Annotated in this window: 24 protein-coding genes and 2 pseudogenes; 13 read left to right on the forward strand and 13 right to left on the reverse strand. The window is 71.8% G+C overall.

The annotated features are described in order from the left end of the window. Positions 1–349: rhodanese-like domain-containing protein (locus AC2W7J_RS03175; protein ID WP_485981431.1), on the forward strand; the 349-nt coding region annotated here is incomplete at its 5' end. 141 nt (positions 350–490) lie between these two features. Here AC2W7J_RS03175 and AC2W7J_RS03180 read toward each other — a convergent pair. The 4 genes and pseudogenes from AC2W7J_RS03180 to AC2W7J_RS03195 all read right to left on the reverse strand — a co-directional run bounded on the left by AC2W7J_RS03180 (position 491) and on the right by AC2W7J_RS03195 (position 9,301). Then, positions 491–2,920: an L-lactate MFS transporter gene (locus tag AC2W7J_RS03180; protein WP_485981432.1), complete on the reverse strand. Its 2,430-nt coding sequence runs from the start codon at positions 2,918–2,920 to the stop codon at positions 491–493. Continuing rightward, positions 2,917–4,027 (reverse strand): annotated as a pseudogene (locus AC2W7J_RS03185) (4Fe-4S dicluster domain-containing protein). The gene AC2W7J_RS03180 and the pseudogene AC2W7J_RS03185 overlap by 4 nt, the downstream one beginning before the upstream one ends. After that, positions 4,027–7,350: a formate dehydrogenase gene (gene fdh, locus AC2W7J_RS03190; RefSeq protein ID WP_485981433.1), complete on the reverse strand. Its 3,324-nt coding sequence runs from the start codon at positions 7,348–7,350 to the stop codon at positions 4,027–4,029. The pseudogene AC2W7J_RS03185 and the gene fdh overlap by 1 nt, the downstream one beginning before the upstream one ends. 430 nt (positions 7,351–7,780) lie before the next feature. Next, positions 7,781–9,301 (reverse strand): SDR family NAD(P)-dependent oxidoreductase, encoded by a 1,521-nt coding sequence (locus tag AC2W7J_RS03195; protein WP_485981434.1) that lies wholly within the window; start codon positions 9,299–9,301, stop codon positions 7,781–7,783. A gap of 184 nt (positions 9,302–9,485) precedes the next feature. Between AC2W7J_RS03195 and AC2W7J_RS03200 the strand changes: the two genes are divergently transcribed. After that, positions 9,486–10,139: an HAD-IA family hydrolase gene (locus AC2W7J_RS03200; RefSeq protein ID WP_485981435.1), complete on the forward strand. Its 654-nt coding sequence runs from the start codon at positions 9,486–9,488 to the stop codon at positions 10,137–10,139. Positions 10,140–10,155: 16 nt separating this feature from the next. Here AC2W7J_RS03200 and AC2W7J_RS03205 read toward each other — a convergent pair whose 3' ends face one another. The 4 genes from AC2W7J_RS03205 to AC2W7J_RS03220 all read right to left on the reverse strand — a co-directional run bounded on the left by AC2W7J_RS03205 (position 10,156) and on the right by AC2W7J_RS03220 (position 12,150). Further along, positions 10,156–10,680, reverse strand: a complete 525-nt coding sequence (locus tag AC2W7J_RS03205) for a ferritin (protein ID WP_255184688.1) — start codon at positions 10,678–10,680, stop codon at positions 10,156–10,158. Between the two features lie 74 nt (positions 10,681–10,754). Continuing rightward, entirely contained in the window at positions 10,755–10,937 is a 183-nt protein-coding gene (locus AC2W7J_RS03210; protein WP_485981436.1) for a hypothetical protein, read from the reverse strand. Between the two features lie 85 nt (positions 10,938–11,022). Then, the gene (locus AC2W7J_RS03215) at positions 11,023–11,310 is read right to left on the reverse strand and encodes a hypothetical protein (protein ID WP_485981437.1); all 288 of its coding nucleotides are present in this window, start codon (positions 11,308–11,310) and stop codon (positions 11,023–11,025) included. Between the two features lie 51 nt (positions 11,311–11,361). Beyond that, a complete protein-coding gene (locus tag AC2W7J_RS03220; protein WP_485981438.1) occupies positions 11,362–12,150 on the reverse strand; it encodes a PIG-L deacetylase family protein in 789 nt (262 codons plus the stop codon). A 69-nt stretch (positions 12,151–12,219) separates the two neighbouring features. Between AC2W7J_RS03220 and AC2W7J_RS03225 the strand changes: the two genes are divergently transcribed. Continuing rightward, positions 12,220–13,053 carry a maleylpyruvate isomerase N-terminal domain-containing protein gene (locus AC2W7J_RS03225; protein ID WP_485981439.1) on the forward strand — a complete coding sequence of 278 codons (834 nt, stop codon included), beginning with the start codon at positions 12,220–12,222 and terminating at the stop codon, positions 13,051–13,053. A 3-nt stretch (positions 13,054–13,056) separates the two neighbouring features. On the opposite strand, the gene AC2W7J_RS03230 is transcribed toward AC2W7J_RS03225, so the two are convergent. Then, positions 13,057–14,238: a sterol desaturase family protein gene (locus tag AC2W7J_RS03230; RefSeq protein ID WP_421007905.1), complete on the reverse strand. Its 1,182-nt coding sequence runs from the start codon at positions 14,236–14,238 to the stop codon at positions 13,057–13,059. An 88-nt stretch (positions 14,239–14,326) separates the two neighbouring features. Here AC2W7J_RS03230 and AC2W7J_RS03235 point away from each other — a divergent pair, with 88 nt between their 5' ends. Beyond that, on the forward strand, positions 14,327–14,926 hold the full coding sequence (locus AC2W7J_RS03235; protein WP_421007906.1) for a TetR/AcrR family transcriptional regulator: 600 nt from the start codon (positions 14,327–14,329) through the stop codon (positions 14,924–14,926). Positions 14,927–15,156: 230 nt separating this feature from the next. Here the strand turns inward: AC2W7J_RS03235 and AC2W7J_RS03240 are convergent. After that, positions 15,157–16,233, reverse strand: a pseudogene (locus AC2W7J_RS03240) (spinster family MFS transporter); the annotation flags it as partial. Between the two features lie 88 nt (positions 16,234–16,321). On the opposite strand from AC2W7J_RS03240, the gene AC2W7J_RS03245 reads away from it, so the two are divergent. Together AC2W7J_RS03245 and AC2W7J_RS03250 are read left to right on the forward strand one after the other, a co-directional pair. After that, a complete protein-coding gene (locus tag AC2W7J_RS03245; RefSeq protein WP_255184681.1) occupies positions 16,322–16,720 on the forward strand; it encodes a hypothetical protein in 399 nt (132 codons plus the stop codon). Between the two features lie 45 nt (positions 16,721–16,765). Then, a complete protein-coding gene (locus AC2W7J_RS03250) occupies positions 16,766–17,341 on the forward strand; it encodes an LOG family protein (RefSeq protein WP_255184680.1) in 576 nt (191 codons plus the stop codon). 10 nt (positions 17,342–17,351) lie between these two features. Here the strand turns inward: AC2W7J_RS03250 and AC2W7J_RS03255 are convergent, their stop codons facing one another. After that, a complete protein-coding gene (locus tag AC2W7J_RS03255; RefSeq protein WP_084449688.1) occupies positions 17,352–17,561 on the reverse strand; it encodes a hypothetical protein in 210 nt (69 codons plus the stop codon). A 97-nt stretch (positions 17,562–17,658) separates the two neighbouring features. On the opposite strand from AC2W7J_RS03255, the gene fumC reads away from it, so the two are divergent. After that, the gene (gene fumC, locus AC2W7J_RS03260) at positions 17,659–19,059 is read left to right on the forward strand and encodes a class II fumarate hydratase (protein WP_485981440.1); all 1,401 of its coding nucleotides are present in this window, start codon (positions 17,659–17,661) and stop codon (positions 19,057–19,059) included. A 113-nt stretch (positions 19,060–19,172) separates the two neighbouring features. Here fumC and AC2W7J_RS03265 read toward each other — a convergent pair whose 3' ends face one another. Both AC2W7J_RS03265 and AC2W7J_RS03270 read right to left on the reverse strand, forming a co-directional pair. Continuing rightward, positions 19,173–19,592 (reverse strand): tetratricopeptide repeat protein, encoded by a 420-nt coding sequence (locus tag AC2W7J_RS03265; protein ID WP_485981441.1) that lies wholly within the window; start codon positions 19,590–19,592, stop codon positions 19,173–19,175. A 126-nt stretch (positions 19,593–19,718) separates the two neighbouring features. Then, positions 19,719–20,282, reverse strand: a complete 564-nt coding sequence (locus tag AC2W7J_RS03270; RefSeq protein ID WP_485981442.1) for a nucleosidase — start codon at positions 20,280–20,282, stop codon at positions 19,719–19,721. 32 nt (positions 20,283–20,314) lie between these two features. On the opposite strand from AC2W7J_RS03270, the gene AC2W7J_RS03275 reads away from it, so the two are divergent. The 6 genes from AC2W7J_RS03275 (at position 20,315) to AC2W7J_RS03300 (ending at position 26,800) form a co-directional block, all read left to right on the forward strand. After that, entirely contained in the window at positions 20,315–21,820 is a 1,506-nt protein-coding gene (locus AC2W7J_RS03275) for an amidohydrolase (RefSeq protein ID WP_485981443.1), read from the forward strand. A gap of 153 nt (positions 21,821–21,973) precedes the next feature. Beyond that, positions 21,974–22,792 (forward strand): DUF4397 domain-containing protein, encoded by an 819-nt coding sequence (locus AC2W7J_RS03280; protein ID WP_485981444.1) that lies wholly within the window; start codon positions 21,974–21,976, stop codon positions 22,790–22,792. A gap of 317 nt (positions 22,793–23,109) precedes the next feature. After that, the gene (locus AC2W7J_RS03285; RefSeq protein WP_485981448.1) at positions 23,110–23,532 is read left to right on the forward strand and encodes a class F sortase; all 423 of its coding nucleotides are present in this window, start codon (positions 23,110–23,112) and stop codon (positions 23,530–23,532) included. Positions 23,533–23,553: 21 nt separating this feature from the next. Beyond that, the gene (locus AC2W7J_RS03290) at positions 23,554–24,108 is read left to right on the forward strand and encodes an RNA polymerase sigma factor (protein WP_485981445.1); all 555 of its coding nucleotides are present in this window, start codon (positions 23,554–23,556) and stop codon (positions 24,106–24,108) included. Next, entirely contained in the window at positions 24,105–24,899 is a 795-nt protein-coding gene (locus AC2W7J_RS03295; protein ID WP_485981446.1) for an anti-sigma factor, read from the forward strand. The genes AC2W7J_RS03290 and AC2W7J_RS03295 overlap by 4 nt, the downstream gene beginning before the upstream one ends. Continuing rightward, positions 24,896–26,800 carry a DUF294 nucleotidyltransferase-like domain-containing protein gene (locus tag AC2W7J_RS03300; RefSeq protein ID WP_485981447.1) on the forward strand — a complete coding sequence of 635 codons (1,905 nt, stop codon included), beginning with the start codon at positions 24,896–24,898 and terminating at the stop codon, positions 26,798–26,800. The genes AC2W7J_RS03295 and AC2W7J_RS03300 overlap by 4 nt, the downstream gene beginning before the upstream one ends. Positions 26,801–26,853: the final 53 nt, after the last annotated feature.

Here is a 26,853-nt window from a genome sequence, read left to right on the forward strand (position 1 = left end):
ACTCGGCTCACCCCGCAGCAGGCCCACGACGCGGCGAAAGGGGGGAGCCCTCCTCGTCGACACCCGCACCGCCGCGCAGCGGGCCCGGCAGGGCGAGCTGCCCGGCGCGCTCGTCATCGACCGAACCGTCCTCGAGTGGCGGCTCGACCCGACCTGCCCGCACCGCATCCTCGAGGCGCTGCCCGGGACCCGGGTCGTCGTGCTGTGCCGCCAGGGCTACAGCTCGTCGCTGGCCGCGGCCTCCCTTCGCTCCCTCGGGGTGGACGCGACCGACGTCATCGGCGGGGTCGAGGCCTGGGCCGCGGCCGGCCTGCCCCTGCACACCGGGCCCGCCGACGTCCGCGAGTAGCCCCCCTTCCGCATTGCCCAACGGCAATGCGCCCTCACGCCCGCATTGCCCAACGGCAATGCGCCCCCCTTTCGCATTTCCTTCAGGAAATACGACCCGGGGTGCGACGACCTCAAGGAAATGCGAAGGGGGGCGGTTGCCTCAGGCGTGCTGCGGCTTCTTGGTGATGAAGGGGATGACCGCGCCGACGAGGGCGATGACGCCGACGACGGTGAAGGCCATCGTGTACTGCTGGTCCTCGCCGATGAGCCACGAGATGAGCAGCGGGCCGACGATGCCACCGATGGACCAGCCGATGAGCATCAGGCCGTAGATCGCGCCGGAGTTCTTCACGCCGAAGAAGTCGCCGGCCGTCGAGGGCAGGGTGCCGAAGGCGCCGCCGTAACAGGTGTAGACGATGGCGCACAGGACGTAGAAGACGACTGCCGAGCCCGCGTGCGGGATCGCGAGCAGGGCCAGTCCCTGCAGGCCGAGGATGCCGAGGAAGGCCGGCATGCGCCCGATCTTGTCCGAGACCGCCGCCCAGAGGATGCGGCCGCCGCCGTTGAAGAGGCCCATGACGCCGACGAGGGTCGCGGCCGCCGCGGCACTCATGCCGGCGACGTCGGTCGCGGTGCCCGCGGCCACCGAGATGAGCGAGATGCCCGCGGTCACCGAGATCGTCAGGATGAGCGTCAGCAGGTACCACTGGGGCGTGCGCATGGCCTCCTGCTGGGTGAAGTCCTTGCCCGCGACGTTCTTGGCGGGGGCATCCCCCTTCGCCGCGGCCGGGGCACCGCCGACGGTGTAGCCGGCCGGGGGGTTCTTGAAGACCGAGGCGCCGATGAGGCCCATGACGAGGTAGGCGATACCGAGGTAGAGGAAGACCTTCGTCGGGTACTGCTGGAAGTCCTCGCTCGAGTCGATCATCCGCTGCGCGAGCGGCGAGGTGATGACCGCACCGAAGCCGAAGCCGCCCACCGCGATGCCGGTGATCAGACCGCGCTTGTCAGGGAACCACTTCTGCAGCATGGCGATCGGCACGATGTAGGCCAGACCGAGGCCGAAGCCGCCGAGCACGCCGTAGCCGAGGATGAGCAGCCACAGGTCGGAGGCATCACGGGCGAAGCTCGCGAGGATGATGCCGATCGAGTAGATCGTCACGCCGACGAGCGCGACGAGGCGTGGCCCCTGCTTGTCCTGGATCCGTCCACCGAGGAAGGTCCCGACGAAGATCATGCCGATGGCGACCTCGAAGGGGATCGTCGCCTGCACCTTGGTCAGCTCGAGCGCCGACGGGTCGGCCTGGATCGCCTTGCTGAAGGTGCTCCACGCGTAGACGGCGCCGATCGCCAGCTGGACGAGGACACCGCCCGCGAGGATGAGCCAACGGTTGCCGCCGGCGGACGTCGGGGCCTGCTCGGGTGCCGTGCTCATGGAACCTCCCACTGGTCGGGTGCCACCGGATGGTGACGGGGTGCTACCTGACGGTGACGATGCTGTCGTCGACGACGCCGTCTCGCGCCGGCGCTCGAGCCGGTCGCGCTGGACACGGACGGTGTGGCGCGGGTCCTTGGCGGACTCGATGCCCGCTTCGACGATGCCCATGCGGGTCAGTGCCGAGGCGGCGGCGAGGGCGGTGCCCGAGGCGACCGCGACGATGCGGCTGCGTCCGGCGAGCAGGGTGCCGAGCCCGCCACCGATGGCGAGGGCGCGGGCCAGGCGTAGGCGACCGCCCGCAGTGCCCGTGCGCACCGGCTCGTCGATGCCGAGGCCGGTGAGGTGCTCCTCGAGACGGTGCATCGCGAGCAGCTCGGTGCCGACACCGAGCAGCGCCAGGCGTCGCACCGGTCCGGCGAGGGTGGTGGGGGTGAGCACCATCTGCACGCCGCCTGCGGCCAGCGCGGCCGACCCGACGAAGACGAAGGGGAGCTCCCTCCGGCTCTCGTGCCACACCGGGTGCGCGGTGTCGGCGAGCAGCACGGCCGTGTAGGCCGCGAGCGGCGCACCGAAGGCCGCCTGACCGATCGTCGAGGGGGTGCCGAGGGCGTCGGTGACGCGGGTGAGTGCGGCGACCGGACCGCGGGCGGGCAGCAGGCGCAGCACCTCGGCGCCCGTGGTCACCCCGGCGAAGCCCGCGTAGGCGGACAGGATCCACGTGCCGACCGACATCGGCGAGGTGAGCTTGACCGTGCGCATCATGTTGAGGAAGCGCTCCGGCCGGCCGAGGTCGGCGACGAGCGCGATGCCGCTGAGGCCCACGGCCGCCATCGCCGTCAGGCGCGAGTTGCGTTGCAGCACAGAGTTGCCCGTCGCCGCTGCACCCGCCTGAACGATGCCCGAGACACCGGCGATGCCGCCGACGAAGAGGTAGGCCGAGATCTTGTGGTCCCACGGCACCGGCTTGACGATCGCCTGGCCGTAGTAGCTGCTGAACTCCGCGTCCGGAACCGCGGGCGCCTCGCGTCGGCCGCCGCCCTCGCGGGTGAGCCAGCTGCGAGCGGTGCCGGCAGCCCCCTTCGCGCGGTCACGGCGGCGTCGGCGGCCACCCTCCTCGGGCGGTCGGTAGCTGTCGAAGGGAGAGGTCGTCACGTCCGGCTCCCGAGGAAGGAGACTGCGACGGCGCCGAGCAGGCCGACCCCGGCGAGGCCGGCGGCGCGGAACATCTCGGGCAGTCGCTTCGTCGGGGCCTCGGGGTCCGGCGGCAGGCCGTAGACCTCGGGCTCGTCGAGCAGGAGGAAGACCGAGCCGGTGCCGCCGACGCCGTCGTGCTCGTTGGCCCCGTAGAGGCGCGCCTCGGTGAAGCCCTGCTCGTGCAGCTGGGCGACGCGGTCCCGGGCCGTGGCGACCATGTCGTCGTGGGTGCCGAACTTGATCGACGTCGTCGGGCAGGTCTGCGCGCACGCGGGCGTCTGGTCGTGGGAGAGGCGGTCGTAGCAGAGCGTGCACTTCTGCGCGACACCGACATTGGGCACGTGGTCGTCGGCGCGCACCGAGACGCTCGCGTCGTTGCGCCGCTCGATGACGCCGAAGGGGCACGCGCCGACGCAGTAGCCGCAGCCGTTGCAGACATCGGCCTGGACGACGACCGTGCCGTGCTCGCTGCGGAAGAGCGCACCCGTCGGGCACACGTCGAGGCAGCCGGCGTGGGTGCAGTGCTTGCACACGTCGGAGGACATCAGCCAGCGAAACTCCGGCACGGACCCGACGATCGGCACGCCGTCGACGGTCACACCGAGGTGCCCGGTGCCGCCGGCCTCGACGTCGGCCTTCTCGGCGAGCATGTCGGTCAGCGCCGGTCCGTGTCCCTCGATCGGCGCGGGGAGGGTGCCGTAGCCGGCGGGTGCGCCGCCCGTCGGGGGCTGGCGTGGGCGGCTCACCGACGGCCGGCATGCCCAGGTCGACGAGCCGCCGCCCGGACTCGCGGGCGGCCTCGATGCGCTCGCGGCTCTGCTCGACGAAGGCGACGTGCCGCCACGTGCTCGCGCCGAGGTCACCGGTGTTGTCGTAGCTGTTGCCCGTGATGGCGAGGCCGTCGAGGGGGATGCCGTTCCACTCCTTGCACGCGACCTCGCAGGCCTTGCAGCCGATGCAGATGGAGGTGTCGGTGAAGAAGCCCTTGCGTTCGGGCGCCTCCTGCCACCCCGCGTCGCGGGCGGGCTCGGTGACGCCCGACAGCTGCCGGGAGAGATAACCCATCACGGCCTCCCTTCGTCGTGGGGCTCGTCGCGGTGCTGGTTGCCGGTCTCGACGGTCGTGCCCGAGCGCGACTGGTACTCCGCGACGAGGCGCAGCAGCTCCTCGCCCCGAGGCCGGCGACCGGGGCGGATGTCGCAGGAGCCGACCTTCGACTCCTGGATCTGGACGTTGGGGTCGAGTGCCAGGCCGAGCAGGTCGTTGGCCCCGTCGCCCTCGACGACGGCATCGCGGCCGACGCCCCAGTGGTAGGGCAGACCGATCTGGTGGATCGTGCGGCCCTTGATCGTGAGCGGCGTCATCCGCTCGGTGACGAGCACGCGTGCCTCGATGGCGCTGCGCGCCGAGATGAGCGTCGCCCACTCGCCGTTGACGAGGCCCTGCTGCTCGGCGAGCTCGGGCGAGACCTCGCAGAACATCTCGGGCTGCAGCTCCGACAGGTAGGGCAGCCACCGGCTCATGCCGCCGGCCGTGTGGTGCTCGGTGAGCCGATAGGTCGTGAAGACGAAGGGGTAGACGTCCGACCCCGGCTCGTCCCCGGACGGGCTCCACAGGTTGTCCTTGCGCGGGTAGACCAGCCGGGCCGGGTTGCGCTGCTGCCCGTAGACCGGGTTGGCGACGGGCGACTCCTGCGCCTCGTAGTGCGAAGGGAGCGGACCGTCCACCATGCCCTTGGGCGCGAAGAGCCAGCCCTTGCCGTCCGCCTGCATGATGAAGGGGTCGTCACCGGCGATGGCTGCCGGCCCGCCGATGTCAGGGTCGGGCCGGAAGGACGGGTCGCGGTCCACGGGGAAGTCGGGGACGTCCTTGCCCGTCCACTTCTTCGCGTCCGCGTCCCACCAGACGTACTTCTTGCGCTCGCTCCACGGCCGCCCCTGCGGGTCGGCGGAGGCGCGGTTGTAGAGGATGCGCCGGTTCATCGGCCAGGCCCAGCCCCACTCGGCGGCGGTCTCGTCCTGCTCCTGACCCGGCACGCGGTTGGCCGACTTGTTGACCCCACCGGCGTAGACGCCGGTGTAGATCCAGCAGCCGCCCGAGGTCGAGCCGTCGGCCTTCATGTCGGCGAACTTGTCGAGCAGCTGCCCGGCCTTCTCACCGCTCACGTGGTAGCCGTTGATCTCCCGCAGCACCGCCTCGGCGTCGGTCTCGCCGTGCGCGTCCTTCGGGTAGTCCCACGTCAGGTCGAGCAGCGGCCGGTCGCGCTCGTCGGTCGAGTCGGCGAGCCGCTCGCGGATGCGCACGCCGAGCTCGTGGAAGAACTCGAGCTCGCTCTGCGCGTCGTTGGGCGGCTGCACGGCCTGGTGGTGCCACTGGAGCATCCGCTGGGTCTGGGTGAAGGTGCCCGACTTCTCCACGTGGTTGGCCGCGGGGAAGAAGAAGACCTCGGTGTCGATGTCCTCGGTCTTGAGCTCGCCGCTGGCGATCTCGGGGGAGTCCTTCCAGAAGGTCGCCGACTCGATGAGCTGGAAGTCGCGGACGACGACCCACTTGAGGTGCGTCATCGCCAGCCGCTGCATCTTGCCGTGGGCCGAGCCGACCGCAGGGTTCTGCCCGAGCACGAAGTAGCCCTCGACCTCGTCCTCGAGCATCGACATCACCGTCTGGTAGGTGCCGTGGGCGCCCGTCAGACGTGGCAGGTAGTCGAAGCAGAAGTCGTTGTCCTGGGTCGCCGCGTCGCCGAACCACGCCTTCATCAGGCTCGCGGTGTAGGCCGGCGCCTCGGTCCAGAAGCCCTTCTGCAGCGGCGAGGAGATCGTCTCGAGGTACTGCTCGAGGGTGTCGTGCTTGCCGACCACCGGCATCGGCAGGTAGCCGGGCAGGAGGTTGAAGAGGGTCGGGATGTCGGTCGAGCCCTGGATGCTCGCGTGCCCGCGCAGCGCCATGATGCCGCTGCCCGGTCGGCCGACATTGCCCATGAGCAGCTGGAGGATCGCGGCGGTGCGGATGAACTGCGCGCCGAGGCTGTGCTGGGTCCACCCCAGGGCGTAGGCGAAGCAGGTCGTGCGCTCGCGGCCGGAGTTGCTCGTCAGCGCGTCGGCGATCTCGCGGAACTGCCACTGCGGGATGCCGCACACCTCCTCGACCATCTCGGGCGTGTAGCGCGCGTAGTGCCGCTTGAGCACCTGGAAGACCGAGCGCGGGTGCTGCAGGGATTCGTCACGAATCACCCGGGCGTGCTCGAGGGCCGGGCCCGCCGCGCCGTGCTGGTCGCCCGCGGCGCGGGCGCTCTTGTGCGCTCCGTGCTCGTGACCACCGCTCGGGCCGCCGACCTCGTCGTCGCCGGAGTCGCTCCCTTCGCCGTCCTCGCGCTCGGCATAGGCCCACGAGCTCATGTCATAGGTGCCGGACTGCTCGTCGTAGCCGGAGAAGACGCCGTCGAGGTCCTCGGTGTCGACGAAGTCCTCGCCGACGAGGGTCGCGGCATTGGTGTAGGCCACGACGTAGTCACGGAAGAAGAGGTCGTTGTCGATGACGTGCTTGATGAGCGCGCCGAGCAGGACGACGTCGGTGCCCGCCCGGATCGCGACGTGGGTGTCAGCGATCGCGGAGGTGCGGGTGAATCGCGGGTCGATGTGGATGACCCGCGCACCGCGGGCCTTGGCTTCGGAGACCCACTGGAAGCCCACCGGATGGCACTCGGCCATGTTGGAGCCCTGGATGATGATGCAGTCCGCGTTGGCCATGTCCTGCAGGGACTGGGTGGCGCCGCCGCGCCCGAAGGAGGCTCCCAGACTGGGAACCGTGGCGGAGTGTCAAATACGCGCCTGGTTCTCGATCTGGATCGCGCCGGCCGCCGTGAAGAGCTTCTTGATGAGGTAGTTCTCCTCGTTGTCGAGGGTGGCTCCCCCGAGCGAGGCGATGCCCATCGTGCGACGAAGGGGGCGGCCGTGCTCGTCGTGGTCCTGCCACTTCGCGGCGCGCGAGGCGAGGAAGCGGTCGGCGACCATGTCGATGGCCTCGTCGAGCTCGATCCGCTGGAAGTCCGTGGCGCCCGGCGCGCGGTAGAGCACGTGGGTCTGCCGGGTCGGCGAGTTGACCAGCTGCTCGCTCGCAGCACCCTTGGGGCACAAGCGCCCTCGGCTCACCGGCGAGTCCGGGTCGCCCTCGATCTGGACGACCTGCTCGTCCTTGACGAAGACCCGCTGGCCGCAGCCGACGGCGCAGTAGGGGCACACGCTCTGCACGACGCGGTCGGCGCTCGACGTGCGCGGCTCGGTCTCACGGGTGCGCCGCGAGGTGACCGCGGCGCCGCGGCCGAGGAAGTCGCCCGAGGCCAGCTGCCGCAGGACGGGCCAGCCGAGGAAGGTCGAGTCCTTCGGTGCCATCGCTGCCACTCCCTTCGCGAGAAGACGTGCTCTGGATCACCGTAGCGCTTCCTAGTCACTACACGTTGGTCGAGGTGCTGGGTCCCACGCTCCGCGTGGGCGGAGCTCTGCGACGAGCCTCGAGACCCGCCTCCGGGCGAAGGGGGACGGCTGCGCCCGCCGAAGGGACGCTCCCGGCGAGGTGGGTTGGCGCGCTGCCGAAGTCCTTCGTCGTCGTGTGGTCGCCTTGTCGTTCTCGACTTCGGCTTGACGCCACGCCAACCCACGTCGCCGTCCGCTCGCCTCGGCGCCTGGGTCGAAGAAGAAACGCTCGCTCGACCGGGCGCTTCTTCTTCGAATGGCCGCGCTCTGCCTACCCCGGTCCCTGAGTGGGTCCCACGTTCCGCGTGGGCGGTCGCTCAGCGACCGTCTCGAAGGGACGCCAGCCCGCCTACCAGGCGTAGGGCTCGAAGTTCTTCAGGAAGACGCCGTAGAGGTCCTCGCCGCGCTCGCCGCGGACGATCGGGTCGTAGACACGGGCGGCGCCGTCGACGAGGTCGAGCGGGGCGTGCCAGCCCTGGGCGGCGATGTCGAGCTTTTCGTGGTGCGGGCGCTCGTCGGTGATCCAGCCGGTGTCGACGGCCGTCATGAGGATCCGGTCGGTCTCGAACATCTCCCCGGCCGAGGTGCGGGTGAGCATGTTGAGCGCGGCCTTGGCCATGTTGGTGTGCGGGTGGCCGGCGCCCTTGTAGCGGCGCGAGAACTGCCCCTCCATCGCCGAGACGTTGACGACGTGGCCGCGGGCGGCGTCGCCGACGACCTCGCGGCGGCGCTCGACGGCCGCGCGCATGGCCGGCCGCAGCCGGGAGACGAGCAGGAAGGGCGCGACCGAGTTGCACATCTGCACCTCGAGGAGCTCGAGCGGGTCGACCTCGTCGACGGTCTGCTTCCACGAGTTCGTCGTCACGACGTCGGGCAGCAGCCCGCCGGCGTCGACGGCCGTGCCGGCGAGGTGGGCCTCCAGGCTCGCGCTGCCGGCGGTGAGGGCCAGCCGGGTCATGTCGGCAGCGGTGCGCACGGCGGCCGCGTCGGCGTGGGGCACCGGGTGCTCGCCGAGGGAGCCGACGAGCGCCGCGGGGTGGGCCTCGCTCACCCGGTCGAAGGAGATCATCGTCGGCGTCGGCCCGTCGATCTCGAGCGGCTGCGACTCGCCGTCGACGAGCTGGCTGTAGGCGCCGGGGGAGCGCCGCACCGTCTGGCAGGCGTTGTTGATGAGGATGTCGAGCGGCCCGGCGGCCGCGACCTCGTCGGTCAGGGCAACCACCTGGGTCGGGTCGCGCAGGTCGATGCCGACGATCGTCAGCCGGTCGATCCACTCCGGCGAGTCGGCGAGCTCGGCGAAGCGCCGCGCCGCGTCCCGGGGGAAGCGGGTGGTGATCGTCAGGTCGGCGCCGTCACGCAGCAGCCGCAGGGCGATGTACATGCCGATCTTCGCCCGGCCGCCGGTGAGCAGCGCCCGCCGTCCGCGCAGGTCGGTGCCCTGGTCGCGGCGCTCGTGGCTCATCGCCGCGCAGTCCGGGCACAGCCAGTGGTAGAAGGCATCGACGAGCGTGTAGTCGGCGTGGCAGATGTAGCAGCCGCGGGGGATCTGCAGCTCGCCGACGAATCGGCTCTCGCTCGACGCGGCGAGCGGGATCCCCTTCGTCTCGTCGTCGATGCGCATCGGCGACCCGGTCGCGGTCTGGTCGAGGATCGCCTGGTCGTGCGCCATCTTGGGCCCGCGCTCGGCCTGCCGGGCCTCGCGGCGACGCGCCTTCTTCACCCGGTTGTACATCGTGCCCGCGGCCCGCTTGACCGTCGCGATGTCCTCGTGGCCCGGCGGCAGCTCGTGGAGCATCCCGAGGACGCGAAGGGTGGTCGCCAGGTCATCGGGGTCGACGCCGCTCGTGTTGCCGGCCTGGGTCTCACTCACGGGGTCCGAGGATACGTGGCCCCGAGTCGATCGCCGCAGGCCGAAGGGGGATGCCTGCGGAGCGGACGGCGGGGAGGGTTGGCGTGGCGTCCGGAGGCGGAAGCGGGGTCTCGAGGCTCGCTGGCGCTCGCACCGCCTACGCGGACCTGGGACCCAGACCACCGGTGGCGCCTAGGGTCGGGGCATGAGCCTCGCCGACCGCACCTTCGCCGCCGTCCTCTTCGACAACGACGGCACCCTCGTCGACTCGACGGGCTCGGTGGAGCGGTCGTGGGTGCGGTGGGCGGTGGAGCACGACATCGACCCGCGGACGCTCGTCGGTCACCACGGGATGCCGGCGCCGGCGATCATCGCGTCGGTCGCGCCGCACCTGGACCCGCAGACGGCCTTCGCGCGGATCGAGCAGCTCGAGGTCGACGACGTCGAGGGCGTCGTCGCCCTGCCCGGCGTGCTCGACGCCATCGCGGCGATCGGCGACGCACCCGCCGCGGTCGTCACCTCGGCGACTCGTGAGCTGGCCCGGGTCCGGCTGGCGGCGGCGGGCATCGGCATCGAGCAGGTCGTGACCTTCGACGACGTCGAGCGCGGCAAGCCGCACCCCGATCCCTTCCTCCTTGCCGCCGAGCGGCTCGGCGTCGACCCGGCGGACTGCCTGGTCTGCGAGGACGCCCCGAGCGGGGTCGCGGCGGCCCGGTCGGCGGGCTGCGCGGTGCTCGCGGTGACGACGACGAGCACCCCCGAGGAACTCGGTGGCGCCGACCTCGTCGTGTCGTCGCTGGCCGACGTGGTCTTCGAGGTGGTCGACGGCCGGGTGCGGGTGCGCCCCCGTCAGCCCTGACCGGGGCGAAGGGGGATCAGGCGCCGGCCTGCTTGGGAGCGGCCGCGTCGGGGCCGGTCGCGGCGAGGTCGCGCTCGACGTAGGCCTCGATGGCGTTGAGGTCGTCCTCGCTGCGGCGGACCACGGCGAGCAGGTCCTGCATCGTGGCGACCTCCTCGACCTGCTCCTTGATGAACCACTGCATGAACTGCTCGGCCGCGAAGTCGTTGTCCTCGCGGGCCGTCCGCGTCAGGGCGTGGATCTGCTCGGTGACCCGCTTCTCCTGCTCGACGGCCAGCTCGACCGGCGCGACGATCCCCTCGAAGGTGCTGACCGGCGCCTCGATCGCCGGCAGGTGCACCGGCTGGTCGGTGTCGAGCAGGTACTGGATCATCATCTTCGCGTGGCCGCTCTCCTCGGCCGCCTGCCGGTAGAAGAAGCCCGCGAGCTGGGGCAGGGTCAGCGACTCGTAGTGGGCCGCGACGGCGAGGTACTGCTGGTGGGCGGCGAACTCCTCCCCGATCTGGGTGGTGAGCTGGGCGGCGAAGGGAGAGGCGGTCACGCCCGAAAATAGGCGGCCCGTCGTGACCGCCGCCAGCAAGGACAGCCGACCCTTCGTGACCGTCTGCGGGCGGGTCAGGCGGCCTTGCGCAGCCTGTCCTTGGCCTTGGCGGTGACGAGCCGGCGCTTGTGGACCGCATAGCCGTCGGGCAGGCGACCCTCCTTGAGCAGGCGGATCGGGCAGGAGCTGCAGCGCTTCTTGCTGACGCAGCACTTCTCCTTGACCTTGATCTTCCCGATCTTGACCTTCTTGCCCATGACGGCACGCTAGGCCATGCAGGTGAGGCTCGCCTACCCTCCGTTCGCTCCTCGGGAACGCCGGCGGATCCCCCTTCGCCCGGGGCTAGGAGGTGGCGGCGGGCTCCTGCGGGTTCTCGCAGAGGAAGGGCGCCGTGCTCCCACCCGAGTGGTACGTGTACTCGCGACCCTGCGCTCGAAGCACGATCCGGTGTCCCTCGACGAGGGTCTGGCCGTAGACCCGCCCCGGCTCGGGGCAGCCGAGGCCGCTGTCGCGCCAGGTCACCACGTCATGTGACACCAGCTCGACGTCGGCCGGGTCGATGCCCAGACGCTTCGCCAGGTCTGCGACCGCCGCGTCCTGCCGGTCCGAAGGGGGTGTCGTGCTCGTCATCGAGGTCTCCGAGGTCGGGGTCGAGGTGGCGCCGCCCCCCATGGTGCCCGCTCAGACGAAGGGGAGCGCGCTGCTCATCCCCTCGGGGCGCCCGGGCTCCGCGTAGTGCTCGACGCCGAAGGCCGCGGCGAAGACCTCGGGCGGCATCTGCAGCATCTGCTGCACGTCACCCTGCGAGGAGTGGCAGGCGAGGGCTGCGCGCTTGACGTCGATGACCTCGGTGACGTCGACGGCGTGGTGGATCTCGCTCTGCGGCAGGCCCATCGGGTTGCCGTCGTCCATCGGGTCATCGGGGGAGAAGCCGGGGTCGATGCCCATCGCCTTCGCCTGCTCGACCTGCTCGCGCATGCGGTCGCGGTTCATCGTGTTCTCCAGCACGCGGGGGCGCCGGGTCGCCAGCTCGGCCGCGCGGTGGGCGACGTGGTGCACCTTGACGTGGTCGGGGTGGCCGTAGCCGCCGTGCCAGTCGTAGCCGACGAGGATGTCCGCGTCCTCCTCGTCGAGGATCGCGGCCAGGCGGCCGGCGGCCTCGTCGAGGTCGGCGCCGTGGAAGGACCCGTCCCAGGCGTTGTGCTCCCAGCCGGTCATGCCGGAGTCGACGTAGCCGAGCCAGGCGACGCGGGCGGTGCCCGTGACGGCCGCCGAGGCCTCGGCCTCCTGCCGACGATGGTCGGCGAGGGTCCTCCCTTCGTCCAGGTCGTCGGGGACGCTGCCGTGCTCGCCGCCGGTGGCGTAGGCGACGACCACCCGGCCGCCGGCGCGGGAGGTGAGGGCCATCGACCCGGAGGTCCCGCTGGCCTCGTCGTCGGGGTGGGCATGGAAGAAGACGGTGGTCGTCACGAGGACATCGTCCACCGGCGCGCCGACAACTCGCTTGCCGAGGCGGGCGAAGGGGGGAAGTCTCCACCCATGACACCTGACCCCCGGGCCGCCGGGCTCCCCGTGGACACCTACCTCGCCGCCATCGAGCGGGAGACCCGCCGCTTCCGCGAGTGCCTCGCCGACGCCGACCCGGGCCTGCGGGTGCCGACCTGCCCCGACTGGACCGCCGACGACCTGCTGTGGCACCTCGGGGGAGAGGTGCAGGACTTCTGGGCCTGGGTCATCGCGCACCGTCCCGAGGTGCCGGAGGCCTACGAGGAGCCGGAGCGGCCCGCCGACCGGGCCGGGCTGCTCGCCCACCTCGACCACGCCCACGAGCAGCTCATGCTCGGCCTGCGCAATGCCGACCCGGCCGACGCCGCGTGGTCGTGGGTCGGCGACCCGGCGCTGCACACGGTCGGTTTCACCGTCCGACGCCAGGCCCACGAGGCGCTGATCCACCGCGTCGACGCCGAGCTGACGGTCGGCGAGGTGACGCCGCTCGACCCGCAGCTGGCGAGCGACGGGGTGCTCGAGTGCCTCGAGTGGATGTACGGCAACCTGCCCGGCTGGGCCGGCTGGGAGCACGATGGGTCGCGGGTCCTCGTCCACGCGGCCGACACCGGCCACCGCGTCCTCGTCGGCCTCGGCCGGGTGACTGGCCGCAACCCGCGCACCGGTGACGAGATCGACCAGACCGAGCTGCAGGTGCTCGACCGCTCCGTCCACGGGCATGCCGAGGCCGACGTGACGATCACCGCCGACGCTGCGGCTCTCGACCTGTGGCTGTGGCACCGCGGGCCGGCCCACCCGGTCGAGATGGAGGGGGACGAGGCGCTGCTCGACCGGCTGCTCGGGGTGCTCGGCCAGTCGATCGACTGACGCTCAGCCCGAGACCGGCTCCGAGACGTGCTCGGCGGCGACCGGGGCGCCCGACGGAGGGGCGAGCTGCTCCCTTCGCTCGTAGGCCCACCCGGGACCGCGCAGGAGGAAACCGAAGCGGTCCGACCAGGTCGGCGCCGTCGCGATGTCCTTGGCGATGTCGCGCCACTCGTGGGTGGCGATCGTGCCGAGGTTGAAGCTGTCGATGTTGCGGGTCAGGCCGTAGCGCACCCGCTCGACCTCCGGCTCGAAGGTGCCGAAGAGCTTGTCCCACAGGATGAGGATCGAGCCGTGGTTGATGTCGAGGTACTGCCGCTGGCTGCCGTGGTGGGCCCGGTGGTGGCTCGGGGTGTTGAGCACCTTCTCCAGCCAGCCGATGGAGCGCACGGCCTCGGTGTGGATCCAGAACTGGTAGATGAGGTTGAGCGCCCGTGCGTCCTCGATGTAGCGCGGCGGGATCCCGAGCAGCGCGAGCACTCCATAGGGCGCCGACAGGGTGAAGCCGTCGGCGACCGGCTGCCGCAGCGCCGTCGAGAGGTTGTAGCGCTCGCTGCTGTGGTGGACGACGTGCACAGCCCACATCCAGCGCGACTCGTGGGCCGTGCGGTGGTTCCAGTAGTAGATGAAGTCCCAGCCGGCGATGGCGAGCAGGTAGGGGACGGCCCCCGTACGCTGGCGGAAGGGACTGATCGCGGCGAGCCGCGTCGCGGAGGTCTGCAGCGCCCACACCGAGGCCGCGGCGACCGCGGTCGAGCCGACGGCGGCGACGGCGGAGCCCGAGGTGAGCAGGCCGAGGGCGTCGACGCGCGAGCGGACGGTCGTCGGCTGCGGGGCGTCCGAGGGGAGGGTGCCGGCCTCGGGCAGCTCGCCCCCGTGGGCGCGGCGCTGGCGCAGCACGTCTCCGACGGTCGTCACGACGGCCGCCGCGGCGCCGACGGCCATGAGCGCGGTGCCCGCCCGCGTGGTCCCGGGCGCCAGACGACGCACGAGCGGTCCCGTGACGAAGGGGGCGATGAGACTGCCGATCCCCATGCTGAGGCTGGCGATGGTGTCGTTGAGCTCGTAGTCCCCTGACCGGTCCTCGTCGGGTGCGGCCGGGCGCTTGTGGTGCATCCACCAGTACTCCGCACCCATGGCGCCCACGAAGGCAGGGATCGCGAGGACGGTCAGGTCAGGGCGTGCCATGGGGGCTCCTTTGCCGGGGACGAGCTCAACTGACCATAGAGTCAGTTGTCGTGCCTGACAAGATGTGCCCATCACAGAGGAGGCACCCGTGAGTGGCATCGGGACGAAGGGCGTGGCCCGCGCCGAGCGCAGGCAGCAGCTCGTGCACGAGGCCGTCGAGGAGCTGGGAAGCCAGGGCTATGCCCGCGCCTCGATGGCCGACGTCGCCGCGCGCGCCGGTGTCTCGAAGGCCATGGTGCACAACGTCTTCGGGTCCAAGGCCGACCTCGCGCAGGCCTGCCTCGAGGAGGTCGGACCGCGCCTCGTCGCCACGATCGCCCAGGCCCAGACGGCGACCGATCCCGGTGAGCGCGCCCTCGACACCTTCACCGCGATCTTCTCGGCGATGGCCGAGCACCGCTATGCGTGGGCGCTCGTCAAGGACGAGACCCTGCCCGAGGGGTCGGCGGCTGCCGAGCTGGCACAGGGCTACCGCGCACAGCTGCACTCGATGGGGACCGTCGGCACCCGAGACGTCCTCGAAGCGGCCGGGCTCGCCGACCCGCTCGACCACGACCTGCTCGACCACATCTGGGAGTCGATCGTCGAGGCCGCGGTCGCGTGGTGGCAGGAGCACGACGACCACACCGCGGAGCAGATGGCGCAGCGGCTCACCCGCCTGCTGGCCGTGGTCACGCTGCGGGGGTGACCCGGCCCGGTCCCTGAGGAGGCGAGGGACGAGCCGTCTCGAAGGGCGTCATCGCCTCCCGGTCGGCGGGGAGGGCGCGACTGGCCCGCCAGGAGCCGAGGACGGCGATGACCAGCCGATCGGGAGGATGACGAGCAAGGCCCGGTGCAGCCCGACGGCGTCGCGCTCAGCCCGCCGACCGGGGTGGCGAGAGCGTCCGACAGGGCCCCGACGAGGATCGGTCCGATCGTCGCGCCGACGAGGTTGAAGGACGCGAAGTACACCGCGATCGCGGTCGCCCGCATGGTGGGCGGGGTGACGTCGGCGATCGCGGGCGACGCTGCGGCGGAGAGGAACTGGGTGCCCGTCCAGCCGATGGCGAAGAGCGCGACGAAGGCGACGGCACGGCCTGGGCCGAGCAGCAGCGCGGCGAGGGTCAGGGGGATCGCGGCGGCGAAACCGGCTGCCGCGACGACGAGCCGTCCTGACGGGTGCCGGTCGGAGGCGCGGTCGGCCAGACGCCCGCCGAGGAGCAGGCCGACGATGCCGGCGAGCCCGAGGACCACGCCGGCCCCGATCGACGCGGTGCCGATCGACAGTCCGAAGTAGCGCTGCAGCAGCGGGACGATGAAGGTCGCGACGCCGTAGGTCGGGATCTGCAGTCCGATGCCGGCGACCATGAGCCAGGTGATGGTGCGGATCCGCAGCACCGCGCGATACGGATGGGTCTGCTCGTCGGCGGTGTGCAGCTCGACGGTGTCGGAGGCCCCGCGGGGAGGTTCCTTGACGAAGAGCATGGCGACGGCGAGCAGGAGTCCGGGCACCGCCGCGATGACGAAGGGAGCCCGCCAGGTCCCGGTCGACTCGACGATGACGCCGACGGTGAGGAAGGCGAGGAGCAGCCCGATGGGGATGCCGAGCGAGACGATGCTGATGGCGCGGCTGCGCCGCTTGGGCTCGTAGGCGTCGATGAGCAGCGCGTTGGACGCCGGCCCGTAGCTCGCCTCACCGATCCCGACGCCGAGGCGGAAGAGGAAGAGGAACAGGAAGCCCTGGACGAAGCCGCTCGCGCCCGTGAACAGGCTCCACACGACCAGCCCGCCGGCCATGACGTAGCGGCGCGGGACCCGGTCGGCGAGGCGCCCGAGGAGCACCCCGGCGATCGCGTAGACGACGGTGAAGGACCCGCCGAGCACTCCGATGAGGGTGTCGCTCAACCCGAACTCGTCCTTGAGTGGCTCGACGATGACCGCCGGGATCGTTCGGTCGTAGAAGTTGACGATGTTGGCCAGGGTCAGCGTGACGAGCAGGTACCAGCGCCGTTGCATGTCGCACAGACAACCACGTCGACGTGGTCCGCCGGCACCGGCGTGGCCCGTATCGTCGACGCATGACCTCTCGCACGGCCGCGCGGCGATGACGCCGGCGCGCACCCCCCTTCGCGTGGTCGCCGCCGGGCCGGCGGACGTCGACGAGGTGTGGCTGCGGTACACCACGCCCGGCCTCTGGTCCGGGTGGGCGCCGCAGATTAGGGCGGTGGAGCACCCGCCCAGCCGGATCCGAGCCGGTGGACGGGGAACGGTGCGCGGACCGCTGGGTCTGGACGTCCCCTTCGTCGTGGAAGCGGTGGACGACCAGGCGAGGCGCTGGGGGTGGTGTCCGAGGATCGGGCCGGTCGCGATCCGCATGCGGCACGGGGTCGACGCGCACCCGGAGGGCAGCAGTGCGTGGGTCGAGATCGCGGCGCCGCGACTGCTGGCGCTCTCGTACGCCCCGATCGCGTCCCTCGCGCTGCGCCGGCTCGTCGCCCGGTGAGGGGAGATGCCCGGCGCCGGTGGGTGCGCGCATAGGGTCGAGGCCGTGATCGAGCGACTGACGGTCTTTTGCGGATCGACCCCCGGCCACGACCTGAGGTGGGTCGAGCTGGCCCACTCCGTCGGACGCGACCTCGCCCGGCGCGGGATCGGGGTCGTCTACGGCGCGGGCGGTGGCGGCCTGATGGGCGCCCTCGCCCAGGGTGCGCTGGACGAAGGGGGCGAGGTCGTCGGCGTCATCCCCACCTTCATGATCGAGCGGGAGTGGGGCCGCGACGACCTCACCGAGGTGCACGTCGTCGAGACGATGCACGAGCGCAAGGCGCTCATGGCAGACCTGACGAGCGCCTTCCTCGCGCTGCCGGGCGGCATGGGCACGCTCGAGGAGGTCTTCGAGGTGTGGACCTGGCGGCAGATCGGCCTGCTCGACAAGCCGGTCGGCTTCCTCGACGCCGACGGCTTCTGGACCCCGCTGCTCGACTCCCTTCGCGGCATCTCGCAGGCCGGCTTCATGTCGCAGGCGAGCCTCGACGACGTCGTCGTCGCGCCCGACCTCGACTCCGCGCTCGCCGGCCTCGAGGCGCGCGGCACCGGCACCCGCATACTGCGCTCGGTGACCTGACTCCCCTTCGTCAGGCCGCGTCGGGGCGGATACCGATGAGGCGAAGGGAGGAGCCAGCGCACTCCGGGCACGGGTGGACCAGAGGCGCGTCGACCTCCGGCCACAGGATCCGGAAGGTCTCGTGCACACCGCACCGGTAGGCGACGATGCGCGGACCCTGCGCGGGGCGGGTGAGCTCGGGGGCGGTCAGGCGGCGGACGGTGCGGGTGTGGCGCTGCATGCGAGAGATGGTGCGCCGCAAGGGTTTCCCGACTGCTGCGCGGATGTTTCCGGGGTATTGCGCGGGCCGTCGATCGCTGCCGAGTAGCGTTGCCCTCATGACTCAGACGCGTGCGGAGAAGGACAGCATGGGCACCATCGAGGTGGCCGCGGACAAGTACTGGGGGGCGCAGACCCAGCGCTCGCTCGGCAACTTCGACATCGGTCGCGACACCTTCGTCTGGGGCCGCTCGATGATCCGCGCCCTCGGCATCCTCAAGAAGTCCGCCGCCCTGGCCAATGCGGAGCTCGGCGAGCTGCCGCAGGACGTCGCCGACCTCGTGACCCGGGCCGCCGACGAGGTCATCGCCGGCGACCTCGACGAGCACTTCCCGCTCGTCGTCTTCCAGACCGGCTCGGGCACGCAGTCCAACATGAACTCCAACGAGGTCATCTCCAACCGCGGCATCGAGATCGCCGGCGGCGAGATGGGCTCCAAGACCCCGGTCCACCCCAACGACCACGTCAACCGCGGCCAGTCGAGCAACGACACCTTCCCCACCGCGATGCACATCGCGATCGTCCTCGACCTCGCCGAGCGCCTCTACCCCTCCGTCACGCAGCTGCGCGAGACCCTCGCGGCCAAGGCGAAGGAGTACGCCGACATCGTCATGGTCGGCCGCACCCACCTGCAGGACGCCACCCCGGTCACCCTCGGCCAGGTCATCGACGGCTGGGTCGCCCAGATCGACTTCGCCCTCGACGCCGTCAAGCACGCCGACGAGCGCGCCCGCGAGCTGGCCATCGGCGGCACCGCCGTCGGCACGGGCCTGAACGCCCACCCCGAGTTCGGAAAGCTGTGTGCCGCGAAGATCAGCGCCGAGGCCGGCTACGACTTCGTCCAGGCCCCCAACCTCTTCGCCAGCCTCTCGGCCCACGACGCGCTCGTCGAGGTGAGCGGCTCCCTTCGCACCCTCGCCGGCGCCCTGATGAAGATCGCCAACGACGTGCGCTGGTACGCCTCCGGCCCCCGCAACGGCATCGGCGAGCTCGCGATCCCGGAGAACGAGCCGGGCTCGTCGATCATGCCGGGCAAGGTCAACCCCACCCAGGCCGAGGCGATGACGATGGTCGCCACCCGGGTCTTCGGCAACGACGCGACGGTCGGCTTCGCCGGCAGCCAGGGCAACTTCCAGCTCAACGTCTACAAGCCGGTCATGGCGCACGCCGTCATCGAGTCGATCCGGCTGATCTCCGACGCCTGCGTCTCCTTCGACACCAACTGTGCCGTCGGCATCGAGCCGGTCCGCGAGAAGATCGACGAGAACCTCTCGCGCAACCTCATGCTCGTCACCGCTCTCAACCGCCACATCGGCTACGACAAGGCCGCGGCGATCGCCAAGAAGGCGCACAAGGAGGGCACGAGCCTGCGCGAGGCGGCCGTCGCCTCCGGTGACATCTCGGGCGAGGACTTCGACGCCTGGGTGGTCCCGGCCGACATGACGCACCCGAGCGCCTGACGACGTCTCACCCGCCCCGGGATTTCCGGGTCACCCGAGAAACCTCCCCTTCGCAAGGGTATTCAATCTTCTCGAAGGGGAGGTTTTCTCTTGTTGAGCAGAGCGCGGGCCCCTCAGAAGCCCTCGCTCGGCGACCTTTGGGCCGCGGGGCCGGCTGCGGTGCCGTAGCCACCGAGCAGCTCCGCCAGGCGAAGGGGGCCGCGCGCCTCGTCGGCCCGGCCGGCCCGCTGCAGGGTGCGGCCCAGCAGCAGGTGCGCGTAGGCGTCGTCGGGAGCCTCGGCGATGACCTCGCGGGCCGCGGCCTCGGCCCGCCCGAGCTGCGCGGAGTGGAAGTAGCAGCGCGCCAGCAGCAGGTGGATCTCGGCGGTGCCGTGCCCGACGGGGTCGGCGTCGCTCTCGGCGCGGGCGGCCGCGAGGTCCGTGAAGAAGTCCTCGAGGTCGGTTGCCGCTTCCGTGTAGCGGGCATCGTCGAAGGCGTGCTTCGCGCGCTCGTAGCGCTCGAAGCCGTACAGCTCGCGCGTCGTGGTGGTCATGCCGTCCTCAACCCGCGGCGGGTGAGAACCATTCCCACCCAACTCTGCAGGACCCTAGGGTCTTGCGCAGTTGAGCGGCCCTTACCCTGCAGGACCCCAGGGTCTTGCGGAGTTTGCGGCTCGGGGTCAGCGCACGCGGTCGAGCCGGACGAAGTCCGCCACCCACGCGCCCAGGTCCCGGGCGCAGCCGTCGACGGCGGCCGACCAGTCGTGCGCCGTCTCGTCGGCGTTGTCGCTCACCCGCTTGACGAGGTGGACGGGCACGCCGAGCTCGGTGCACGCGAGAGCGATCGCGTAGCCCTCCATGTCGACGAGGTCGGCGCGGGTCGCCAGCGCGTCGCGCACGGCCGGGTTGGTGACGAAGAGGTCGCCGCTCGCCAGCGCCGTTGGTCGGCCGGCATCCAGCTCGATCCGCTCGCGAGGGTCGAGGCCGAGCTGCCGGATCGGCTCGGCCGACAGGTCGTGGTTGAGCACGGTCCCGATCTCGTGGAGTCCGGCGACGCCGGGGCGCAGCGCGCCGGCCGTCCCGATGTTGACGACGACGAGCTCGTCGCGGCGCGGGTGCTCGCAGATCGCGCGGGTGACCTGCACAGCCGCGAGGGTCTTGCCGACCCCGGTGACGAGGACCTCGAGGCCCTCGGGGACGTGGGCCGCCTCGGCCCGGATCGCGGCGACGACGAGCAGGTGCATGGCGCCACCGTATCCGTCGTATCGTGCCCAGCATGGCCCCCTTCGTCCCGCATGCGCTGATCCGTGGCGCCCGCCTGCGACCCGGCGCCGCACCCGTGGACATCCGGCTGCGCGAAGGGAGGATCGCCGAGATCGGCGAGCACCTCACCACCGCGGGGGCCGAGGTCCATGACGCCGGCGGAGCGCTCGCGCTCCCGGGGCTGTGGGACGCACACGTCCACTTCGGCCAGTGGGCGGCGATGTCCCGCCGGGTCGACGTCGCGGACACCGCGAGCCCCGAGGAGGTCACGGCCCGGGTCGCGCGCCCACCTCGCCGCGGAGCGACCGGCGCCCGGGGACCGTCGTGCAGGGCTTCGGCTGGCGCGTGGCCGGCTGGGACCGCCTGCCGAGCACCGCCGAGCTCGACGCCCGTCGCCGGCGACCGGCCGGTCATCCTCATCAGCGGGGACTGCCACGCCGGGTGGCTGAGCAGCGCGGCCTACCGAGCTCTCGGTCTGCCGGTCCACGAGGGACACCTCGACGAGGACGAGTGGTTCCCCATCTACCAGCGCCTGGCCGACCTGCCGGAGGACCCGGCCGTCGTCCGCGCCAGCCTCGACTCGGCGATGCGTGCTGCCGCGGCGAAGGGGGTCGTCGGCATCGCCGACATGGAGTTCGAGGCGGGGCGCCTCGAGTGGCCTCAGCGCACCGCCGACGGCCTCGACCTGCTACGGGTGCGTCCGGCGACCTACCCCGAGGGGCTCGAGGAGACCATCGCCGCGGGTGTGCGGACCGGCGACGTGCTCGACGGGACCGGCCTGGTGACGATGGGCCCGCTCAAGGTCATCACCGACGGCTCGCTCAACACCCGCACCGCCTGGTGCTGCGAGCCCTTCGTCACCGACGACGACCTCGGCGACCCTCACGGCAAGAGCACTGTCGGTCCCGAGGAGCTCACCGAGCTGCTGCGGCGCGCCCACGCGCATGGCCTCGACGGCGCGGTCCACGCGATCGGCGACCAGGCGCTGCTCGACGCCCCTCGACGCCTACGCCGCGAGCGGCGCCCGCGGCACCATGAGCACGCGCAGCTCGTGCGGATGGAGGCGCTGCAGCGCTTCGCCGACCTGGGGCTGGTCGCGAGCGTCCAACCCGCGCACCTGCTCGACGACCGGGACTCGACCGAAGCCCTGTGGCCCGACCGGCTGGAGCGGTGCTTCGCCCTGCGGTCGATGACGCAGGCGGGGATCCCCCTTCGACTGGGGTCGGATGCGCCGGTCTCCCCGCTCGACCCGTGGCTGGCGATGTCGGCCGCCGTCCACCGCAGCGCCGACGAGCGCGAGCCGTGGGCCCCGGAGCAGGCGCTCACCCCCCGCGAGGCACTGGACGCCTCGACCGACGGCGTCACCGAGATCGCCGTCGGCGGACCGGCTGACATCGTGCTCGTCGACGAGGACCCTTGTCCCGCAGGGCTGTCCGGCACCGCGGAGCAGGCGGCGCGGCTGCGGCAGACGCGGGTGCTCGCGACCTTCGTCGGTGGGCGGATGACGCACTCGGCCTGACCAGCCTCCTCCTGGCGACTCACAGGTTCGCCGCGCACACGTCCAGCGGGTCACGAAAAAAAGTTGTGCCGAGGTGCATCCCTGCGACGGGTGGTGGCCGAAGTAGGGGCAGGACGTCAGGAGGCGTCCGTCCCACACACCAGGAGCAACGCCATGCGACTCACCCGCCCCATCGCCATCGCCGCCCTGTCGACGGGATTCGTCACCGTCCTGAGCGCCCCGTCCTTCGCCGCCGAGGGTGACGCCACGGTCAGCATCCTCCACGGGGTGCCGGAGGCCACGGTCGATGTGTACGCCAACGGCGACGTCCTCCTCGAGGACTTCGAGCCGGGGACGATCACCGACCCGATGTCCCTGCCCGCCGGGGAGTACGACCTCAAGGTCACCGCGGCCGGTGCCGGAGCCGACGGCGACGCCGTCATCGAGGCACAGGACGTCGCCGTCGAGGCCGGCACCAACATCACCGTCGCGGCCCACCTGGACGCCGACGGCAACCCGGTCCTCACCCCCTTCGCCAACGACGTGTCCGCCACCGAGCCGGGCCAGGCGCGGCTGACGGTGCGCCACACGGCGGCGGCTCCGGCCGTGGACGTCCGCGCCAACGGCGAGGTGGCCTTCGCCGACGTGACGAACCCGAAGGAGGGCAAGACCGACCTCGCCGCCGGCACGATCTCGGCGGACGTCGTCCTCGCCGGCACCGACGACGTCGCCATCGGGCCCGCCGACGTCACCCTCAAGGAGGGCACCAACACCATCGTCTACGCGTGGGGCTCGGCCGAGGACGACAACCTCGACCTCGCGGTCCAGGAGATCTCCGGCCTGCACAGCTCCCCGGGTGGGGTGCCGAGCGGTACCGGCGGCCAGGCCGACACCGGCTCGTACGCCGCCATGGGTGCTGCCGGTGCCGCCGCCGTGCTCGCCGGAGGTGCCGTGCTGCTCATGACCCGTCGCGTGTCCCCGGTGCGCGACTGACGTGAGGCGGCGCATGGATCTCGACAGGAAGAGGCTGGCGATGGTCGCCATCGCCGCGGTGCTCGCCGGAGGCGGCGGATTCGTCGTCACCGACGGCCTCACCTCCCCGTCGAGATTGACCGACCCTGCCGACACCCGGGAGGCGCTCGCGCCTCGGGGTCGGCAGGGTCGGCCCGTCGCAGCCGTCGCGGTCGAGCCCGACGCGCCAGGCGGCGACGCCGGCCTCTGCGTCGGGGGCGTCCTCGTCCAGTCCGCGGACGAGGTCGGCAGCGCTCGGGCAGCCCACGTCCGAGGCGACACCGCCCTCGCGGCTGGAGATCCCGTCCCTGGGAGCGGAGCTGCCCGTGGTCCCGGTCGGTGTGGACGGCGGTCGACTCATGGTGATCCCCGAGGACCCCGGGACGGCTGGCTGGTATCGCTTCGGCCCGGCGCCGGGGTCGGCCTCGGGAGCCAGCGTCATCTCGGCGCACACGGACACGGCGGGTCAGGTCGGTCCTTTGTCCCGCTTGGACGAGGTGCAACGAGGTGATCGGGTGACGGTCACCGTCGGTGACGACCTGGTGACCTACGAGATCCGGCGCGTGGACCACCACGCGAAGGACGCGCTCGACGTAGACGCGCTCTTCGACCGCACCGGCCCTGCCCGCCTGCACATCGTCACCTGTGGCGGTGACTACGACCCACGGACTCGCAGCTACGAGGACAATGTCGTCGCGGTCGCATCGCGGGTCGATGGTTGAGGCCGCCCTATAGTGACTCGCGTGACCGGTGATCCCGTGCAGGCGGCCCTGGGTGAGGACCTGATGCGCCGACTGGTCGACGGGGACGAGTCAGCCCTCGCCGAGGCCTACCAGCGGTTCGGCGCGCTGGTGCACACCATCGCCCAGCGTTCGGTCGGCGAGCACCACGAGGCCGAGGACATCACGCAGCAGGTCTTCGTCGCATTGTGGAAGGGGCGCGCCTCTCTCGACCCGGGAGGCGGCTCGCTGGGTGGGTGGCTTGCCACGGTGACCCGAAGAAGGTGCGCCGACCTGCACGCCGCACGTGCCCGCCGCTCGCGTGACGAGCGCGCCTTCGTCCATGAGGCGGGCCCATCGGTCACCGCGGCCCAGGACGTGGTGGAACAGGTGTACCTGGCCGACGCCCTGCAGGCGCTCGGGGACCCGCGGGCCACGATCATCCGCATGGCGGTCATCGACGACCGACGCCACGAGGACATCGCCCAGACGCTGCAGCTGCCACTGGGCACCGTCAAGAGTCATGTCAGGAGAGGTTTGACCCACCTGCGCAAGCACCTCGAGGAGGTGAACCGATGACCCGTCTCGTGCCCGTCCCCGATGACCACCTCTCGGAGGACCGTCTGATCGACCTCGCGCTGGGCGAGTCCGCGTCGCCGCAGGAGAGCCAGCACGTCGACGACTGCGACCAGTGCCGCGAGGACCTCGGGTCACTCCAGCGCACCGTCGCGGTGACCCGTGAGGCGGCGACCACCACGCTCACCCCACCCCCGTCCACGACGTGGTCGCGGATCCGGGCGGAGATCGATGACGCCGGAGAGGTCGACCCGGCATCGTCCGAGGGCGCGGCTGCGGACTCCCAGGGGATCCAGTCCCCAACCGGGCGTGGCGACGGTCGAGCCGTGCGCGGTGCCGGGCGCACCGGGCGTCGACCTGCCGTGACGTGGCTGGCCGCGGCGTGCATCGCAGGCCTCCTCGTCGGGGTGGGCGGCAGCCAGCTGGCCGACCGTCTGGGTGAACCCGATCAGCGCACGATCGCGTCCGCCGAGCTGGACACCCTCGACACCGGCGAGTCGCGGGGCGTCGCGACGGTCGAGCAGCGCGACGACCGGGTCTCCCTGGAGGTCTCCGCCGCGGAGGTCACGGTCCCCGATGGCTACGCCGAGGTCTGGCTGATCAACCGTGACGGCAAGCGCATGGTCTCGGTGGGAGTCCTCGACGGCTCGCAGGGTGCGGAGTCCTTCCCCATCACCCAGGACCTGCTCGACCAGGGGTACGTGGTCGTCGACATCTCGCACGAGGCCTACGACGAACGGCCGGAGCACTCCGGTGACAGCTTGGTGCGCGGATCCCTGACCGACCAGGCGTGACCGCGAGCCTGCCACCATGGGGCATGGCCGAGACCGAGCTGACGGAGGTCGTCGACTTCCTGGCGCTGCACGCCCCCTTCGACGCGCTGCCCCATCGGGTGCGGCATGACCTGGCCGGCCGGCTGACGGTCCGCTACCACCGGCGCGGAAGCCACCTGATGACGGTCGGCCGGGACAGCGACGAGCTGATGATCATCCGGTCCGGTGCGATCGAGACGCATGACGCGGAGGGCCGGCTCGTCTTCCGCGGCGCGGAGGGCTCGGCGTGTGGCTCGACGACCCTCATGGGCCGCAACCCGTCCCGCTTCGACGTCGTCGCCATCGAGGACACGCTCGCCCTGCACCTGCCCGCCGAGGTCTTCCACGAGCTGCGGCGGGAGCACGAGGTCTTCGCCGAGCACTTCGAAGGGGAACGCGCCGGGCTCCTGCGGGCGGCTGCCACCGCCGTCGCGACGGGCCGGCACGGCGAGCCGATCCTGCGGACGTCAGCGCGCGACCTGGCGCACCGGGCGCCGGTCACCGTGCGCGCGGACGCGGAGATCGCGCAGGCTGCGCGGACCATGACCGACGAAGGGGTCTCCAGCCTCCTCGTCGTCGAGGGCGAGCAGCTCGTGGGCATCCTCACCGACCGCGACCTGCGCCGTCGGGTCCTCGCCGCCGGCGTCGACCCCCGGCGATCGGTCAGCGAGGTGATGACGAGCGCCCCGGTCGTGGCACCGGCCGACGCCTCGGCGCTCGAGCTGCTGCTCACGATGACCGAGGCCAACGTCCACCACCTCCCTGTGGTCGAGGGCGCCGCACTGGTGGGCGTGGTGACGACGACGGACCTCATGCGCCTCGAGCGGGTGAGCGCTGTCCACATCGTCGGCGACGTCGCGAAACAGACCGATGTCGCCGGCGTGGTCGACTTCGCCGCCCGGACACCGAGGCTCGTGCAGCAGCTGCTCGAGCAGGACGTGAGTGCCGACGACATCACCCGGGTCGTCACGTCGGTCGGCGACGCGGTCGAGCGCCGGCTCATCGCCCTCGCCCACGAGGACCTCGCCGCCCGCGGGATGGGGCCGGCTCCCCGGATGTGCTGGATGGTCCTCGGGTCACGGGCCCGCCACGAGCAGGCGCTGGGCAGCGACCAGGACCACGCGGTGATCCTCGCCGACGACGCACCGGAGGGGGCCGAGGACTACGTCGCGGCCCTCGCCGAGCAGGTGGTCGCCGGGCTGGAGGCGGCCGGGCACCCCCGCTGTCCCGGGGACGCCATGGCGACCAATCCGCGCTGGCACCAGCGGCTCTCGGGGTGGCGCGCCGAGTTCGTCCAGTGGCTCGACGAGCCGGTCCCCGATGCCGTGCTCGGCGCGAGCATCTTCTTCGACTCCCGGCCGCTGGCGGGCGACCACGAGCTGCACGCGGCCCTCGTCGACGAGGTCGCCGGACGGCTGCCCGGAGCGCGCAACCTCCTCGGGCACCTGGCCGCGCAGGCCGTCGACAACGATCCGCCCCTCGGGTTCTTCCGTGGCTTCGTCCTCGGGCGCAGCGGCGAGCACAAGGACCTGCTCGACCTCAAGCGCGGCGGCGTCGGGGCGATCGTCGACCTCGCCCGGGTCCAAGCGCTCGCCGCGGGCCTGACGGTCGTGAACACCCGGGCCCGCCTGCGTGCCGTCGCCGGGCCGGGTGGACTCGCGCCCGAGACAGCGGAGGGCCTCGTCGACGCCCTCGAGTTCATCTCCCACGTGCGTCTGGCACACCAGTCCCGGCAGCAGGAGGCCGGCCTGCCCGTCACCTCGTGGATCTCGCCCGACGACCTGACGACCTTCGAGCGGCGCGCCCTGCGGGAGGCCTTCCACGTCGTGCGCCGGGCCCAGCGTGCGCTGGCCCAGTGGCACCCCGGGCAGCGCTGGACATGATCTGGCGTGGGGGTGCGCGCGGTGGACGGGAGGCCCGCCGCCGGGAGGCCGCG

Source organism: Janibacter sp. CFPM2_SD2 (assembly GCF_057364645.1).

Bases quoted from the DNA above. Each gene is read 5' to 3' on its own strand.
- AC2W7J_RS03245 (WP_255184681.1), top strand. From the start codon at position 16,322: ATGACGCCGGCGCGCACCCCCCTTCGCGTGGTCGCCGCCGGGCCGGCG.
- AC2W7J_RS03210 (WP_485981436.1), bottom strand. From the start codon at position 10,937: ATGGGCAAGAAGGTCAAGATCGGGAAGATCAAGGTCAAGGAGAAGTGC.
- AC2W7J_RS03275 (WP_485981443.1), top strand. From the start codon at position 20,315: ATGGCCCCCTTCGTCCCGCATGCGCTGATCCGTGGCGCCCGCCTGCGA.
- AC2W7J_RS03215 (WP_485981437.1), bottom strand. From the start codon at position 11,310: ATGACGAGCACGACACCCCCTTCGGACCGGCAGGACGCGGCGGTCGCA.
- AC2W7J_RS03230 (WP_421007905.1), bottom strand. From the start codon at position 14,238: ATGGCACGCCCTGACCTGACCGTCCTCGCGATCCCTGCCTTCGTGGGC.
- AC2W7J_RS03225 (WP_485981439.1), top strand. From the start codon at position 12,220: ATGACACCTGACCCCCGGGCCGCCGGGCTCCCCGTGGACACCTACCTC.
- AC2W7J_RS03255 (WP_084449688.1), bottom strand. From the start codon at position 17,561: ATGCAGCGCCACACCCGCACCGTCCGCCGCCTGACCGCCCCCGAGCTC.
- AC2W7J_RS03200 (WP_485981435.1), top strand. From the start codon at position 9,486: ATGAGCCTCGCCGACCGCACCTTCGCCGCCGTCCTCTTCGACAACGAC.
- AC2W7J_RS03270 (WP_485981442.1), bottom strand. From the start codon at position 20,282: ATGCACCTGCTCGTCGTCGCCGCGATCCGGGCCGAGGCGGCCCACGTC.
- AC2W7J_RS03280 (WP_485981444.1), top strand. From the start codon at position 21,974: ATGCGACTCACCCGCCCCATCGCCATCGCCGCCCTGTCGACGGGATTC.
- AC2W7J_RS03295 (WP_485981446.1), top strand. From the start codon at position 24,105: ATGACCCGTCTCGTGCCCGTCCCCGATGACCACCTCTCGGAGGACCGT.
- fumC (WP_485981440.1), top strand. From the start codon at position 17,659: ATGACTCAGACGCGTGCGGAGAAGGACAGCATGGGCACCATCGAGGTG.
- AC2W7J_RS03265 (WP_485981441.1), bottom strand. From the start codon at position 19,592: ATGACCACCACGACGCGCGAGCTGTACGGCTTCGAGCGCTACGAGCGC.